The sequence below is a fragment of the Pseudomonas sp. B14-6 genome (assembly GCF_013260315.1).
Taxonomy (GTDB): domain Bacteria; phylum Pseudomonadota; class Gammaproteobacteria; order Pseudomonadales; family Pseudomonadaceae; genus Aquipseudomonas; species Aquipseudomonas mandelii.
Genome location: NZ_CP053929.1, coordinates 3,592,311 through 3,607,247 on the forward strand (window position 1 = coordinate 3,592,311; position 14,937 = coordinate 3,607,247).

12 protein-coding genes and 1 pseudogene are annotated in these 14,937 nt (G+C 51.1%); 5 read left to right on the forward strand and 8 right to left on the reverse strand.

The window, feature by feature from the left end:
- Positions 1-3: 3 nt before the first annotated feature.
- From HP062_RS16440 to HP062_RS16455, 4 genes are all read left to right on the forward strand, one after another.
- Positions 4-1,437: a tyrosine-type recombinase/integrase gene (locus HP062_RS16440; protein WP_172791684.1), complete on the forward strand. Its 1,434-nt coding sequence runs from the start codon at positions 4-6 to the stop codon at positions 1,435-1,437.
- 429 nt (positions 1,438-1,866) lie between these two features.
- Entirely contained in the window at positions 1,867-2,169 is a 303-nt protein-coding gene (locus tag HP062_RS31105) for a hypothetical protein (RefSeq protein WP_256665819.1), read from the forward strand.
- Between the two features lie 324 nt (positions 2,170-2,493).
- On the forward strand, positions 2,494-3,393 hold the full coding sequence (locus HP062_RS16450) for an abortive infection family protein (RefSeq protein ID WP_172791685.1): 900 nt from the start codon (positions 2,494-2,496) through the stop codon (positions 3,391-3,393).
- Positions 3,394-4,289: 896 nt separating this feature from the next.
- Positions 4,290-4,841, forward strand: a complete 552-nt coding sequence (locus HP062_RS16455) for a hypothetical protein (RefSeq protein ID WP_172791686.1) — start codon at positions 4,290-4,292, stop codon at positions 4,839-4,841.
- Positions 4,842-6,410: 1,569 nt separating this feature from the next.
- Here HP062_RS16455 and HP062_RS31510 read toward each other — a convergent pair.
- The 5 genes and pseudogenes from HP062_RS31510 to HP062_RS16475 form a co-directional block, all read right to left on the reverse strand.
- Positions 6,411-6,745 (reverse strand): annotated as a pseudogene (locus tag HP062_RS31510) (hypothetical protein).
- A 210-nt stretch (positions 6,746-6,955) separates the two neighbouring features.
- The gene (locus tag HP062_RS16460) at positions 6,956-8,158 is read right to left on the reverse strand and encodes an XRE family transcriptional regulator (RefSeq protein WP_172791687.1); all 1,203 of its coding nucleotides are present in this window, start codon (positions 8,156-8,158) and stop codon (positions 6,956-6,958) included.
- Positions 8,155-8,796 (reverse strand): hypothetical protein, encoded by a 642-nt coding sequence (locus tag HP062_RS16465; protein WP_172791688.1) that lies wholly within the window; start codon positions 8,794-8,796, stop codon positions 8,155-8,157. The genes HP062_RS16460 and HP062_RS16465 overlap by 4 nt, the downstream gene beginning before the upstream one ends.
- A gap of 233 nt (positions 8,797-9,029) precedes the next feature.
- Positions 9,030-10,397, reverse strand: coding sequence for a DUF6035 family protein (locus HP062_RS16470; protein WP_172791689.1), 1,368 nt, complete (start codon positions 10,395-10,397; stop codon positions 9,030-9,032).
- A 13-nt stretch (positions 10,398-10,410) separates the two neighbouring features.
- Positions 10,411-10,890: a hypothetical protein gene (locus HP062_RS16475; RefSeq protein ID WP_172791690.1), complete on the reverse strand. Its 480-nt coding sequence runs from the start codon at positions 10,888-10,890 to the stop codon at positions 10,411-10,413.
- Positions 10,891-11,587: 697 nt separating this feature from the next.
- Here HP062_RS16475 and HP062_RS16480 point away from each other — a divergent pair.
- Entirely contained in the window at positions 11,588-12,589 is a 1,002-nt protein-coding gene (locus HP062_RS16480; RefSeq protein WP_172791691.1) for a metallophosphoesterase, read from the forward strand.
- Positions 12,590-12,759: 170 nt separating this feature from the next.
- On the opposite strand, the gene HP062_RS16485 is transcribed toward HP062_RS16480, so the two are convergent.
- The 3 genes from HP062_RS16485 to HP062_RS16495 form a co-directional block, all read right to left on the reverse strand.
- Positions 12,760-13,452: a DUF421 domain-containing protein gene (locus tag HP062_RS16485; protein ID WP_172791692.1), complete on the reverse strand. Its 693-nt coding sequence runs from the start codon at positions 13,450-13,452 to the stop codon at positions 12,760-12,762.
- Between the two features lie 571 nt (positions 13,453-14,023).
- Complete coding sequence (locus HP062_RS16490) at positions 14,024-14,281, reverse strand: hypothetical protein (protein WP_172791693.1); 258 nt, start codon at positions 14,279-14,281, stop codon at positions 14,024-14,026.
- Positions 14,282-14,451: 170 nt separating this feature from the next.
- The gene (locus tag HP062_RS16495) at positions 14,452-14,781 is read right to left on the reverse strand and encodes a hypothetical protein (protein ID WP_256665821.1); all 330 of its coding nucleotides are present in this window, start codon (positions 14,779-14,781) and stop codon (positions 14,452-14,454) included.
- Between the last annotated feature and the right edge of the window lie 156 nt (positions 14,782-14,937).

Genomic DNA, 14,937 nt, shown 5'->3' on the forward strand with positions numbered 1-14,937 from the left:
GCTATGAAAGAACTATCCAGCCGGAAGCTTTTCATGCTACTTGGAAAATTCTCCTTATTCAGTCATTTCTCTGTTGATCGCATAAGCACGCGCGATGCGACTAATCTTTCTTTTATGATATGGCCAAATGGATCGCCCTGCATAATAGGCAATCTTTATATCCAGTCTCTTTTAACAAAAGGAAGAAGCGGCGGTCAGCGTGGTCTAGCACTAAAAGGAAGAAAAGGCGGATCGGTTGGCGAATACGCAGCGAAGATTAGCCAACTACTAAAACGCTGCTACAGAGATGGCCTAAATCCTATCGAAATTAACGACTCTAAATTTACAGACTACGTAGAAGAAATAAGGAAAGAGCCGAATAAGAGAAATCCTGCACATGACCAGAAAACTGAAGCTTCGGTAGTAGCGGTGGGCCGCGTCTGGCTGGACTTTTTGGGGTTCGTTGGACGTTTTCATGGTGATAAAAATTTTGTATCCCCGGAGGGAACGATACGAGCACATGAAGAAACATACACCATCGTATCCAAGAGCGGAACCAAAATAAAGAGAAGTTATCTCACACACCATTCACTTGGCCTAGGCCGCCGCGTCAATACTAGACGCCCCGTAACGAAGGAACAGGTCATGCAATTAAAGTCAGCAATCAAAAAAGTAAAGAGCTCAAATTTTGTAAAACTAAGAAGACGCTGCATGATTGAGTTGTTCAATGACACCGGAGCAAGAAGAACCGAGGTATGCAACATCAAAGTTGATGACATCTTGAACGCATACCGTATGGACAGTCCTCTACTACGGCTTGACACCCTCAAGCAAGGGGATAACGCTGAACGCTATATTCCTGTTACTAAAATGCTCCTCCATGACATAAAAAACTTTATACAAATTGCGCGCCGTGAGCAAATGCGCAAGGCTTACAAAGATGGTAAAGACCACGGATTTCTCTTTATCTCTGAAACCACTGGGAGACCTTTATCTAGCGACACTCTAGGTAATGAAATCTCAACACTGCGTACTGCGGCGAATATTAATACGCAGGTGTGCGCCCATATGTTCAGGCACGCTTTTATCACAAATCTTTTCGTTACACTGATCAAAAGGCATGAAATGTCTACCAAGGATGACTTCCGAAAAGCCCTGTTAGATAGCAAAAAATTTATTTTGGAGATTCAACAATGGACTGGTCATATTGAGGCCTCATCGGTTGAGCATTACATTGATTTGGCGTTTGCAAGACTTTCCGACTATTCCGAAACCATTAGCTCAGTCCATATGATTCGGGCTGTTGATATATTTAATGGTAAAATGGATAACTTAATGCAAGAGCTTGAAGATGGAAGTGTTGATATCAAGACTTTCCGAAAGGAAGTCCAAATTTTGATGCTACTTAGGGATGACGACATTAAATGCGCCCAACGTCGTGAGTCAATGATCAATTAGCACTACAAAAATCATCATCAATGGAAGATGGGAATAGTTATGAGGGATGACGAAACTTAAGTTCTGCTACCAGTATTCTTCTTGGGAGACGCTGATGGTTCTGTGCGTGCCCCTTTCAGGGAACGGCTGTCGTGAACCAAGCCCGGCGTAAACGCCGGTCTCGGCCCTGTGGGCATCCATCCGCACGCCTTCGGCTTTTGGCCTGCGCGCTCCGCTTGCTTTGTGACTCGGTCTGTAACGTTACTTTCTCGTTGTAACGTAAGTAGCGTTACAAAGCAGAAAAGCACGTTACAAACCATGAAAATCGCCTGACTGCTGAAGCTTGGCATGTCGTTTTCGACGTTGAAATCAACAGCTACGCAGAGCATCTGCTCGAGCTCGGCCTGCATATCCGCGATGTCAAACCACACTGCAGGAGCCTAGATTCAAGTGACCACGCTTGACGAGATGCTGCACGAAAAAGCCAAGAAATTTTCCTCATCAACCTTGAAAAAGCACTCGATGGTTCACGGCAACGGAGCGCGGAATGAAAATGTTAGCGCGATGCTTAGCCTTTTTTGGCAAGACGAAAGGCCGGATTCAGAGCAAACGAGAGAACGGGCATTCATAGACGCTCTCAACAATCTGAAGTCTCTCCATGTGACGCCCGAAGGTGGCATGTCGATTCATCCAGATGAGATACGTGAGAAAGTGATCGAAATTCGTCATGCACTGAAGCGATTCGTGCGATGACCAGCTCTTTCCCCTCTGGTGACCAATGAGTTCAATCACTGTTTGCGCTTCATTCGCGTCCTATGAGCCGAGCCTGCAGGCTCGAAGGAGCGATGCCAACGCCACTGGTTGTCCCCCGGCAACATGCGCAATCCATTTCCGTGACGAGGCGATCTTTAGGCCTCTTGAAGGATTTCCGCTTGCATCGCTTTCTTGCCCAGCGAACGTTTAACTACACGGGTCTACTTGAGAGCATCTCTCGGATACGATGCAGGCACCATATGCTGCTACGTAAGGCGGTACCACGCACCATATCCCTCTCAAAAATTTTATCGTGAGTGTTCTATGACCAGCAGAAAGGATGTACTGGCCCGATTGGCGAAACAGGTGCGGGATTCACGCAGTGAAATACGTGCGGGATTGGACGCCGTCGAGAAGGAGTTGCGAGATGCGGTTGGGGAGCTGAATCTCTACGCAACAGGCGCGAATGTAAATCTCGGGTACATGGACGAGAACGATTGGGAGTATGGCTGCTTTGTTTTCGATGGCCAGCACCTCAGAATTCTCACGTCATCGACCGTGGATGATGCGATGGCCCATGGTACGCCCTACGAAGGGCACATGATCGTGAACAACATTAGCGATTTAAGTGATGAGAAGCTTACTAAGCTAGCTTCACCTGCGGCGATTGATTCCATATGGAACGCGGTTGAAAACTGTTTGACTCAAATTTTGGGTGAAGCGGCCAGTTCCGCGCAGTTGCTTTCGGAGTTTTCGAACAATCAAAGCGAGGCTGTTCACGACGACCTCGCGGAATTGATGGACGGCGATTATCTTGAAAAGCAATGGGACAAAGCCCGTATTGCCATACTGACGGATCCCACCGACTCGATCTCCCACAGCAACGCCTTTATCGAATCTGTTTGTCGCCACTACCTGGAAACCAGGGGCTTGCCGCTTCCTCCAGAACTCGTTATTACGAGGCTTATAGGCCAGGTGGTGAATGATTTCCCCGCACTCAAGCTTCCAGATGGCACCGATTATGGTGGTGACATAACTAGGCTTTTCGGCGGTGTGAAATCAATAGCTCAGGGAGTTGGGGTTTTGCGCACCCACGTTAGCAGCGCACATGGCGGGAACAAGGTCGCGTACCAGGCGGAAGCGCGTCTTGCTAACAATTTGGCTGGCTCGATTGCAGTTTATATTTTGGAGAAGCTCAAAGGTCATATGGAACGATCTCATTGAGGAGAGCCTGGATCAATGGTCTGAGCCATGCTGCGGGGGCCTGAGACCTGACGTTCGGCGATCTTTCAGCTCTCAAATACAACGGTGCGGTCACGCTTTTACATTTAAAATGGTTGACGCGCGTGTCACCAATGATCAAAAATGATTACTGAGGACTGCAACTGCGCATTCGTCGGGCTTGGGTACCAGCTATGCCCCCCCCCGCATTTTTGGCAGCAGAGAAAGCTGGTTTCTCTGAAGTAGTGACGGCAAGCGAGCTTGCCGGATTCTGAACCCAAGGTCGCAAGGCTGGGAGCTAAAGAATCGCTGCGACTACTCCTCATAAACACTGAAAAAGCGCCTTTACGGCGCTTTTTTTTGCCTTTTTTTACGCCTCCAGCTCGACCTCGACAGGTGGCCGCACGTCGTCCTGGGCTTTGACCTCAACAGCTGGCGTAGCGCTTTCGTTCGGCGTGACAGCTACGATTGGCTTCCCCAGATATGGCGAATCCCGAAGCCTCGATTATCCCCATTATGAACACCTACCCTCAGATAGATCTCTCCACCAGGCAGTTGAAAGGAGGGCATATCTGGGATTGTTCCAAAGCTCTCCAATCCGGAGGGGTGTGGAACCAATACATTTGGTTTGAGATTGAGCAGTTCTGACAAAACAAATCCGTAGCCAAGGGACGGTAGGGGCAGAGATGCTATTGTGCCATGTCTCGAGCGCTCGCGGTGCGGTTGGGCGAATGGCCATCTTTCAATGGGAATCCAACCCCGTATCACCTATAACTCGGAGAGATGCCTAGTGATCTTCTCCCCCTGTTTGACCGCGATCTCTCACACGTCTCGCCGTTTGATACAATGCTTGAAGCTCGACTCAGTTAATACTGTCGTATTGCACCACCGGAGGAAGCGTGGGGAATCTGATAGCCTTGAAACGGAACAGCCTTCACGAACTCGAAGCTATCGAGCGCCTCGCCACGTTTCTAGGTAGCAACCGATTTGGTGAACTGGCTTTGCAGCTAGCTTACGAACATCCGGTCAAAATTGAAGAGTCCTATCAATCTATACCTAAACTGCATCACAGCTCGGTCATAGGCATGACGCCCGCTCCATTTGAGGCTCTGCGTGTCGTTTGCGAAGTTGTCATTGACCGCGTTCCTGATCTGCTGCGCATACCCTCATACCTTTATCGACATGAGAGTCGCACGACCGTGCCCCATGGGCTTTGGTTAACTCTTTTAGAACGGGCAAATGGAGATATGTCTCTGTTCGACTCTACCAGTTCGTGGGGCATTGATGAGCTCTCGCACGCAAAACTCGATGCTACATCCCACGATCTGATCACTAAAAACCAGGCGATGCTTGACCACGAGTTTCTACTCGCATGTAAGCGCAAAGGTTTATCAGTCAGCGAGGCCGTGGAGAGCTTAATCGCACACAGACGGGGCGCACGCGATAACTAGCGGTATGCAGAGGTCGACAAGTAGCCCTCAAGCCTAGAGGTCGCTGGATTCGTAAGATGCAATATTCGGCAGGGTCAACTCGCTCTCCTTGTTTTACCTAGATCTATCTACGTTCGTCCTTGATCCGCCCTACGCTTCTCCAAGTGCACCATCTCATTCTTCCATTCGATCAGAAACCTCTCCCAGTCTCGGGCATATGGTGCTTCAGGGAGGCGCGTCGTATCGTTAGATCTAGCCATGCGGTGTGTGCCCACCAAAAATGTCAGGACATTTCCCCTAGCATCACTGAAGATGCTCCCACTGGATCAATGCAGGATGGAAGAAAAATGGGGTGGTACATACGGCTCTGGGCCTTTTTCTTTCAGGACAAAAGGTCGGAATGGGAACAGACACAGGAACGTCGATTCATCACGTCGTTGAATCAGCTGAAGAATTATTCGGTGTCTGATCGCGGCGGATTGTCCATAGATCCAGAGGAGCTCCGCGAGGTCGTTATGGCTGGGCGCGAAAAGCTGAAGCATCTTGTTCAACCGTCGCCGAACCGCACAACTCAAGCGCACCAATCTACGAACTCTCCTCTGACTGCCCCTCTGGGTGACCCTACATCAAGCATGAATGACTTTGTCGAAGTCGTGATCTGGCGTCGCGTGGCATCCGGGGCGTCCGTGCGCTACGTATGCCTCCAGTCCACAAGTGGGGGCAGATATGCTGTCGCAACGGCCAGCTTGTTCTCAGGCCTCACGGAGAGTCTTCCGCCCTGGGTCGACGCCAATACAAACAGACAAGTAGCTAACGCGTTACGAGGCTCAGAGCTCCAATGGTTCAGCAGCTTGAGCGAGGCGATGGATGCCTGGGATAATTCCTGTGACCCAGAACAGTTGGACTGATGTTGGTGCGTGCCCTTCGGGGATCGGCTGTCGTGAACCGAGCCTGCGTCTCGGCCCTTCGGGCTCCCATCCTGCACGCCTGCGCGCTCCGCTTGCCCATGCCAACCCAACTGCGCGACATACCAAGTTTGGGCTGGAGGATTTACCGTTTGATCCACATCACGAACAAGGAAGTAAAGCTTTACCGTTAGCTTCCGTTTCGAACACATGCGGGTTAACTAAAGGCCAAGGCCTTTCTTGAGAATCTCCCAGGCGAGCTTAGGCCCTGCCTTTCTCAGCTGCCTCGAGTACCTTCCCCAGAATTGCGAATTCCTCCTCCCGATATGGCAAGTACAAAGAGGCTCCTGTTTTTTGCCCAAAGTGCTGGCTCAGATGCTCGAGCAGGTTCCCAGCGTGCTCAACCTCTTGACCGACGCTGTGGAACCGAACGTAATCGACCAGCGCATTGCTGGCCATCATGTACGCAGGGACTTCACTAGCCCTATCGGGGGTCGCCCTGCCACCAGACGATGTCGTATGCATCCTCCGGCTCTGCATCATCCTCCTTGGGAGCTCGGATCACGGTTCCATCGCGTAGGGAGCGTGCTACTCGCTGATGCTCGATTTCCTCCGAATGAAAGAGTGGGGCTAGGTTGCCGATAAAATCGACTACATGCTGTGCAGAGTAAGTCATGCAGCCATCCTATTTGCGTACCGCCCGTGCGGCTCGGTGCTTCTGAAGATGAAGCATTTCACGCTTCCACTCACCAAGAAATTTTTCCCAATCGTGAGCGTAGAGCCCATCCGCTACCCGTGTTGAACCTAAGCTGGCACACAGAAAACGCTCCCGCCAAGGCTGCGGGATGTTTGTCTCGCGGACTATCCGGCAGCCTATCGGGTGGGGCTCGGTCGGTATCGAATCACGAAAATGACGATGCTGAGTGCTTGTGCGAGCGATGACATGTCATTGCCCTCACGCAGCTCGATATCGTCGAGAACATCTAAGACATCGAGCGCCTTGGGGTCACCAGGCAAGATGGAGGCAAGCGCCCAGAGAGCTTTTCGCCTAGCTAACTCTCTCTCTGCCGGAGTTCTTCGTCATGAGTCATCGCAATCAATCTCCACCCTGCTTGGAGGCCGCCGTCAGGCGTTGATCGCGTAGTTACGCAAGTTGGCATTGCGGCCAATTACGTTTCTGATTTGTCCCTAGGGTATTCACGGGCTTCATTCAGAAGCCCGATCATCAAATTATTTGCGTTTTTTGAATGGAAGTACGACCGCGCTTTCCTCTGGCTTTCGAGCGGAGTTGTTATTCAGAGTGGCCTTCAACGTAGCTAAGTGAACCACAGAGGTTCTTCCGGACAAATAAAGCTCTGGCAGCCCGGTCAGTTTCTCCACGTCGTTAGCAGCCAAACCCACGTAGCCAGATACCGCATCAAGTGGCATCACTCCAGCAGAGGCTAGTAGTTCAATGGTGCGTTTAAGCAGGCGAACTTGTTCCGGCGCACGCCCTTCATCGCCTGGCTCAGCCTTCACTCCCCATCTCGCCGAGCGGCGTTTAAAGAGCAGGGCTTTCGCGTCATTATCAATGATTCGCAGAGCCCAGAGGCGCATGACCATGGCTGCTACCGATACACCCCAACGCTGCTTCAGAAGCAACAGGCTGTCGAGCGTAACGGGGGTCTTCACATCGTCCGCGAACGTTTCGGCTGGGAGTAAAAATGCTCCAGCAAATCGATGGGCCTGGTCTTCCATTAGCTTGTATCGATCAGGATCAGTGGATCTATCAATGCCTTTATGAAGTATGAGGTGCCCCAGCTCGTGCGCGAGGTCGAATCGGCTTCGGAAGCCATTTCCCTTATCCGCTGAGAGTAAAATCAGAGGTCGCTGAAGAGCGTGGCTCCATGCAGATAGACCTTCGATGGTTGCAACACCAGTTTCCTCTCGCACCAAGATGACACCGGCACCTTCAACCGCCATAGCAAGATCTGGAATGGCACGACGTCCGATTCCCCAGAGGTCTCGACATTCGCATGCTGCTTCTTCGATGTCAGCGTTGGTGATCTGCTGTGGATCGGTGAAGGCCCTTGTCGGTAGGTTTACATCCGGAAAGTCCACGAACTCGGACAGCGCCATAGCGATGTCTTGAGCCCACTCAAGACGAGCTTCCAACATTGATCGCGCACAGGCATGCGCCGAAGCGTTGCTTCGAAAGAGTGGCAGCGAGCATTTCTCTGGAAGCGGCCTGGTAAACCACTCTGGGCTTACATTTATCACCTGTGAAAGGCTGGCAAGCGCTTCCGCTTCTGGGGACTGCTGCCCCGTTTTCCATTTACTGATGGTTGCAGGAGAGACTCCAACCATCATGGCCAACTGGGCTTGTGACAACGCGCGAGCAGCGAGCGCTTGAACTAGACGGCCCGGTTCGAAACCTGTTATTCCACGACTCATGATGCAGCATGCCGTCCCGTATCGAGTAGGCCAATTTTTAGCTTCGGCTTTGCCATGTCGACTTGCAATTGAACTTCGTCGTAACGGGCTATGAACTGATTGAGTGGCTCGCGAAAAAGCCAGCCCTCCATTTTTGCATCGGGCACGGCGATATGAATTTCCAGGGGCTTCTCAGGCTGGATATGCAATGAACCGCTGAAACATGCGACGAAAAAGAACGTGCCCGTATTGATTTCCTGCGGAGCAAACAATGATGGCTGAATCAGTTGTGTCATCGCCTGGTTTGCTTCCGCAAGCTGACGGCGCGTGACACTGCGTTTGGGGTTGTTCCACGCAGTCGATGACATGTTCATGCGGCTAAATTTGAACATGCCTACTTGGCCAACAACGACACCATTGCCTTTGAGCGGGACGTGCTCTGCACCAGCCACTTGGAGTGCTTCGCTGAACAGCTCGTTCATGTGGAAATGACGCATCTGTCCTAGGGCATTCTTGCGATGCTTTTTATCCAGATCTTTCGTCGCGGTGTGCGCTCGCGTGGCTCCCGCGCCGAAGGCATCCTCGATGCCCATGATGAGATCGCGGGGTACGTTGGCGATGATTAGATCAGGAATGGAGGTGGCGCGACTAGGGGGCATGGGCAGCACTCTGGTTTCGTTTGGCGGGATTGTACACCAGAATAATTTCGTGTGGCGGCGGGATTTAGTGTTTTCATGTCTGGCCGCAGTTTTCGGCACACTTGCTTAAGCCTGCGTACCTGCAGGTAGACCTGCGCGGCGGATGCGCTGCATTTGACCCAACTTCAACAGCAGAAGGCGAGCCAGATGTCGCGAGTCTCAAGGGGTATTGGGGTAACCGGAATTGCCTTCTCTCATGAAACAAGGTTACTGATGATCTCAGGTACCAAGAACGCGAATAGCCGATCAAACTCCCGATTCCGCCGAAAGGCATTTTCATCATTCTTGATTGCATCGCGGATTTCACGACGACGTTTCGCCCAGGTGCCTTTTTTGTCTTGCTCCAGCAAAAGACCATTTTGCTCGAAAGCGTTCAGCGTCCATCCAAAAGGCATCAGGTACGGTTTGTAAGAGTTGAACGCCACATTAGTGACGTCGAGCAAGCGCGGTAGCCGATAGCCAATTGGACGACCGTATCGAGCACTTAAAATGATGGACACCGCTCCGTGGAAAGGCCCCTCCCAATGTGATTTGGGTAGCCTGAGCTCTGAGTTGAACACCCGCATACGATCTCTCAGAGATGTCCAAACCGCCTTGGCCTCCACTTCCTCACTGGCCCCATACTCCGTCCAAAAATCGTGGAAAGCTTGCCGCATGCTGTCCGAGTTGAGTGTTGCCAATAACTCCGTTCTACGTGACCGGTAGTCATGATAGAAAACGAGCTGTTCGACAGGGTCGATGGTCAACTGATCGAGGAAGACTTGCTCCATGATCCATTCATTTGCGATGAGTCGTCCCTTTAGATGCGGTATCGCATACCAGCAATCGAAGGCCATGCGGTTCGCCTCCTGCGACCTTCGCAACGTCTCTTCGTTAACGACGAAAACGTTGAGGTTGTTGAGGTAGAAAATATCCTCGTGAGCTGTGCGCGTTTCTGCCGGATTGAAACCCTGAAATACCCAAATGATCGCGCCGCCATTCGCTCTGTAGAACTCACGTCGTCCGACTATTTCAGTTAGAAATGTAGTGGATAGCTGAACTTCGAACGCCACGCGTTGACCTTCTCGCTCAACCTGCACATCTGGTTTGCGCCAAGTCGCACGTTCACCTACAGGCATTCCGCGCCATACCTTTTCCACTTGGGGTTCATCACATGTGTGATCCGCGACGAGGCTATCTCGAATGATCCCCTTCAGCCGCAAGTGAGCAGAGCTCTCTTTTGCAGCGTTGTATTTCATGCTGTTGATTTGATCGGCGCTGAACGAGCCTCGTGTTGAAATCGGGCATCCTCGAGTGCCCTCTTCAGCAGTATGGTGACGAAAGTGGAAGCGTCGATCCTTTGTGCGTACCAACATCACGGCACCACCGCACAGTTGGCAGACTAGCCAAGGCTGCTGAGCGTCCCGAGTGTAGCGACCAGCCATCTCGTTTCTGTCCTGCATAACCAGAGCGAGGTCGCGAGTCAGGAAAGTTCGTAAATCCACTGGCATTCCGGTATCAAGATCCAGAATGTCGTTCAAGAGCATTTGATCTGTTGGTTCAGCGTATTCGTAGGTAAACATCCATGTACCCGTATTAGGTGAATGTGGGCCGGAAAAAGCGTGGCGGCTTGCGCTTATGGAGTCGCTCATCGAAAAGCATGCATCCCAAACCGCTCAATAATGAAAGACCTCCACCAATACCCCAAGAGGTCAATCCCAGCCCAAAAGCTTTAGGCACATGCCATCCGAAAGTCGCCTCCAACCACTGCGGCATGAGCACAAATATAGAGAAGGCCAGGAGTCCGCCAATCAACAGCCCCATCTTCATCGCGTTATCACGCTCTCTCGTCGTGGAGCCACTGATTACTTCAGCTTTACAGCCTAGGCAAACGTGGCTATCGAGTGCTACGAACGACTTGCAAAACGGGCAAATCCATCCTTCTTCTTGCTCTTCAGGATGTGCCTGTAGTTGTTTTGGGCGACCTTCAACTTCAGCATTCGCCTCTCCCTCAGCGTCATGCTTCCAACTGAGAAGTCGAAGCACTGTGTAACGTTCTGGGTCGACATCTATCATGCGAGCGCAGCTTTGACACAGCCAAATGCCATTTCGGATTGAGCTTCGCTCAGCGGGTGTCAATGAAGCATCAAAGCGAGGCCCACCGCAGGCAGCTGCTGTTATGTGTGCTCCGACTCCAATCCGCGTGACTTTCTCAGGATTGAAATTTGGCCCGGACGTCAGTCTCCTGCAATCTGGTGCAGAACATTTGTTCCCGGCTCTTTCCTGTAGGGTGCGGATTACATCGCGCTTGAACTCGTCTCTATTGTTCGGTGATGTCACAGGTCTTTCTCTGGAAAAATGGACTGCCGGCCTAGCTGGCAGAATTAGCCTCAGTTACTCATTTGAACCCAAGCCTTGGCCATTTCGGCTTTAAAGCTACTTGCGCATGGTGATCACGCTCGAAATTCTGGAGCCGGTGTAAGGAGGGATGGTTGAACGCTGTAATGGTAACCAAGCATGGTGGCGCTTTGGCACTATTTCAAGGCCATGCAGTTACATTGCTTTTAGACAAAGATGCATTGATCTGCTCGCACCGCACACATGCCCAGGCTGATAGGGCTCTGGAAGGCCATGGAACCTCTGGCGGCGTCCTCTACGGCGCCTCACTGCTTGGCCGAACGTAACTTTCTAGGCTTGGGGATCCCGCTAGGAAAGGAGACAAAACAGCCACCGCAGCCGATGCGACGGCTCACGTTCCGGAGTACAAAGGCGCATGAAGCAGAGAGTTTTGAAGCTACCTCGCAACGACGGTGGCCGTGACTTCGTCGTAGGCGACATCCACTTTAAAACCATCGACCTGCACAAGGCGCTCCGAGCGCTTGGCTTCGACAGCGCGGTTGATCGAGTCATCGGAGTTGGTGATCTGATAGACCGTGGGCCTGGCGTACTTGATGGTCTCAAACTGCTCGGCGAACCTTGGTTCTACACGGTCTTAGGTAATCATGAGCAGATGCTGATCGATGCCTTCCGGGCTAACCCTCACGCCGCTTACACATCCCATGGTGCTCGATGGTGGATGACGATTGCCGATGACTCGAAAGAAATGATCATCGAAAAGCTCGAAGGTCTTCCAGTCGCCATCGAGGTCGAATCAGCGCGTGGAATGGTTGGAGTAGTTCACGCAGATGTACCCGCTGGCTTGTCTTGGAAAGAGTTTGTCGGAAGTCTCGATAACGCACAGATTGAAGAAGTGGCTCTGTGGGGACGGGAACGTGTCATCAAGCATTACCGGGAGGGTGTGTCGGGCGTCTGGCGCGTTTGCACGGGTCATACCTGGATTCCTCAGCCGCTGCGCTTGGGTAACTTTCTTGCACTCGATTGCACGGGAGGAGGCGAAGGCCCGCTGGCGATCTTCTGCATTCAGGACGATACGATCTATGTCGAAGGCAGATCCGTTTCACTTGATAGCGCCGAGACCGTTACCGAGCAGCTCCAAAAGCTTGAGGAAGTCCTGAGCAAGCTTAAGACCGAGGTAAATGGCAACAGGTTGATTGAGTCGCGGGGCTTGAGCCTAGAAGCTGAGGCGCTCGTCAAACAGGCAAACTCTGCCTGGCTCAGCCTTCGAGACGAAATCGCAGAGCCTCAGCGCTTCATCAACTCACTTCATGGGCTCAGTTTGCTTGCTGGTGATCGCAGAGCAGCAAAGCTTGAAGAGCTGAAGACACGTTACGAGGGGACGCAAATTGAGCAGCTGCTGGGACGGCTACTCGACTGATTTACTCTCAGAGTTTCAGGTTCCTGCAGTGTTGCGAGCTGGGTACCAACTCCGCTCCGTCGGACATGCCATTCTCCCTCGCCCCTTGACTCTCTTTTTGGATCGAATTAATCCAGCTCCAGGAGAAAAGCACCACCGAGAACGCCAGCCATTAGTCGATCTCCCAACTTTCAGCGACAGCGCTGACTATTAAGAGCCGCTGACCAGATATCGTTTTTGCACCGCGAGCAATCCGCTCCTTCTTTTGCGTTGATATTGTATGCGTATCCACATTTTACGCAGCAATAAAGCCCTGAAGCGGGCACTTTAACAAACTCATTTCGGTGCTCAGGTGGTAACACAGAGAGTCCTTGCCGGACATCGTCTTTATCAAAAAAATAAAGACTTACGTCGCCATCAGTCTCTACTATAGCTAATCTAACTTGGCCTAGATGCTCAACCCCTAGTTGACGAAACTCCATCAATAACTCGCTAGACGAGATATTTAACTGTTCTAATGATTTCAGCTCATACAAACCGCCTTTAACAACAGTTATAGGAAGGCCGTCCATCCATGCTTCGAATTTTTTACTACGTGCCATTGCGAGCACGGTAAATCGATATAGCATCAAAAGCGTGAGAAACACCACTGCTATAGGTAGCAAGGGCACGTCGTGGTAAAAAGACACATCTCCAGCAGCAGAGCCCAGCGTTAGAAGTACAACGAGTTCAAAGAGGGATAGCTGTCTTATACCTCGCCGACCACTGGATTTTAAAAATAGAAAAACTGCAACAAACGCGAAAAACGCTCGAAAGGCAACCTCTAGCAGAAACGAGTAGGGGAATTCGTCTATCAACATTCGCTGTAAATCAAAAGGCGTCATCACTACCTCAAATTTATTCGATTGTCCCAACAAGTCGATTCAAAGAGACCCTATATCCACTAAAGCGTTCGCAAGACATTTTTAGTCGGTATGGGTTTCTTCGAGCCTCCCATGGGGCGAGAACTGTACGTTTGATCATATAGCGCTTCACGGCCCGCCATTTTTCTTTTTTAAACATCAGGCCTAGGTGGCTTTCGCACCAGGTCTCTCCCAAGCGAAGTCATGCGTCGATCTCATGGTAGACCTCGTCAGCAGTCGTATTGATGCACTTTTTCACGCAAGCGCCCGTAGCACATCTGACTAGCTCGAAGCGCTAGGCGTTGACGCGTTTTCCTTTGGTTCGTGAGGCGAGTTTTTAGCATCGGGTCTACGCTTTTCCCTTCAATCAACACGGAGAAGCTACGCAATGCTAACCATTCCTGCGCACGGTGCGAATGATGATGAGTGGTACGAGTATGCTCAACTAAGCTGCAAGCTTTTGAAGCCCCATCTCGCTGACTTTCTCATAGATCGATTCTCATACAAGCCCCGATATGTGAATCGAATGCTATGGCGGTCAGGAGCTACAATTTCAGCTTTTACAATGAAGTACGACCTCTACTTCCGTGCGTTTGGGCGCCCACAAGACTTTTGGCCAAGAGAATGCATTGTCTTGGCGCGCCTGATGTTTAAACAGCAGCGAGTAGGACATGGCAGGGATTTGATCGAGAGGCTTCTGAAGCTTGCACCAGAATTTTGGTACAAATTCCTTGCCATCGAATGTGCGAACAAAAACGCCGCCGCGTTTGGCAAACGAATGGGCTTCACTTCTTATGAGGATGGCCGGCATTGAGTAGGCTCAGTCTCTGACATCCAGCTAGCTCTTGCTAGTAACACTCTCGACATTAGAGTCGCTTGATCAGTACGGAGGAGCTACCATTGCACAATGGAGTAGTGAGCTGCTCAAACAAGACGCCATGCCAATGGCAGGCGCTTGTTGTCAGAGCAAATGCGTAAAAATCACCAGCCCAGTGCTGTCTTAACCGCGAGATTCAACTCAGCGCGTGACACAACGCGACTCAAACTCGGTACATGCAAAGCATCTTCAGCAGCATGCACTTCGGAAACAAATTTCTTGCCATAGGCATTCATAAGGTTTTCGATAAACTCCATGACCTCATAGCCTTCATCCTTGTCTACTTTTGCCCTGTCCAGCGGGCCTGTGTATTTCCCATCCCCATCATCACGCGCCCAAGTATAAGCGTATTTGTGTTCCTGCAAATTGCTTTGCTTCAATTTAATGCCCAAAATTTTATCTCCCTCGACATGATGAAATAAGCACAGGGTCATTAGCGGACACCTGTCTACGCAAAGTATGTATGTTTTCTTCGTGAACAGCATCCTATATGAATTCTGATCCTGGCATTATCGCTTAGCGCGTGTGACATAACGAAAAAACGCCAGCGGCAGCCATTTGACTGGCGAAAGGTGAGCCGTGTCTAGCAT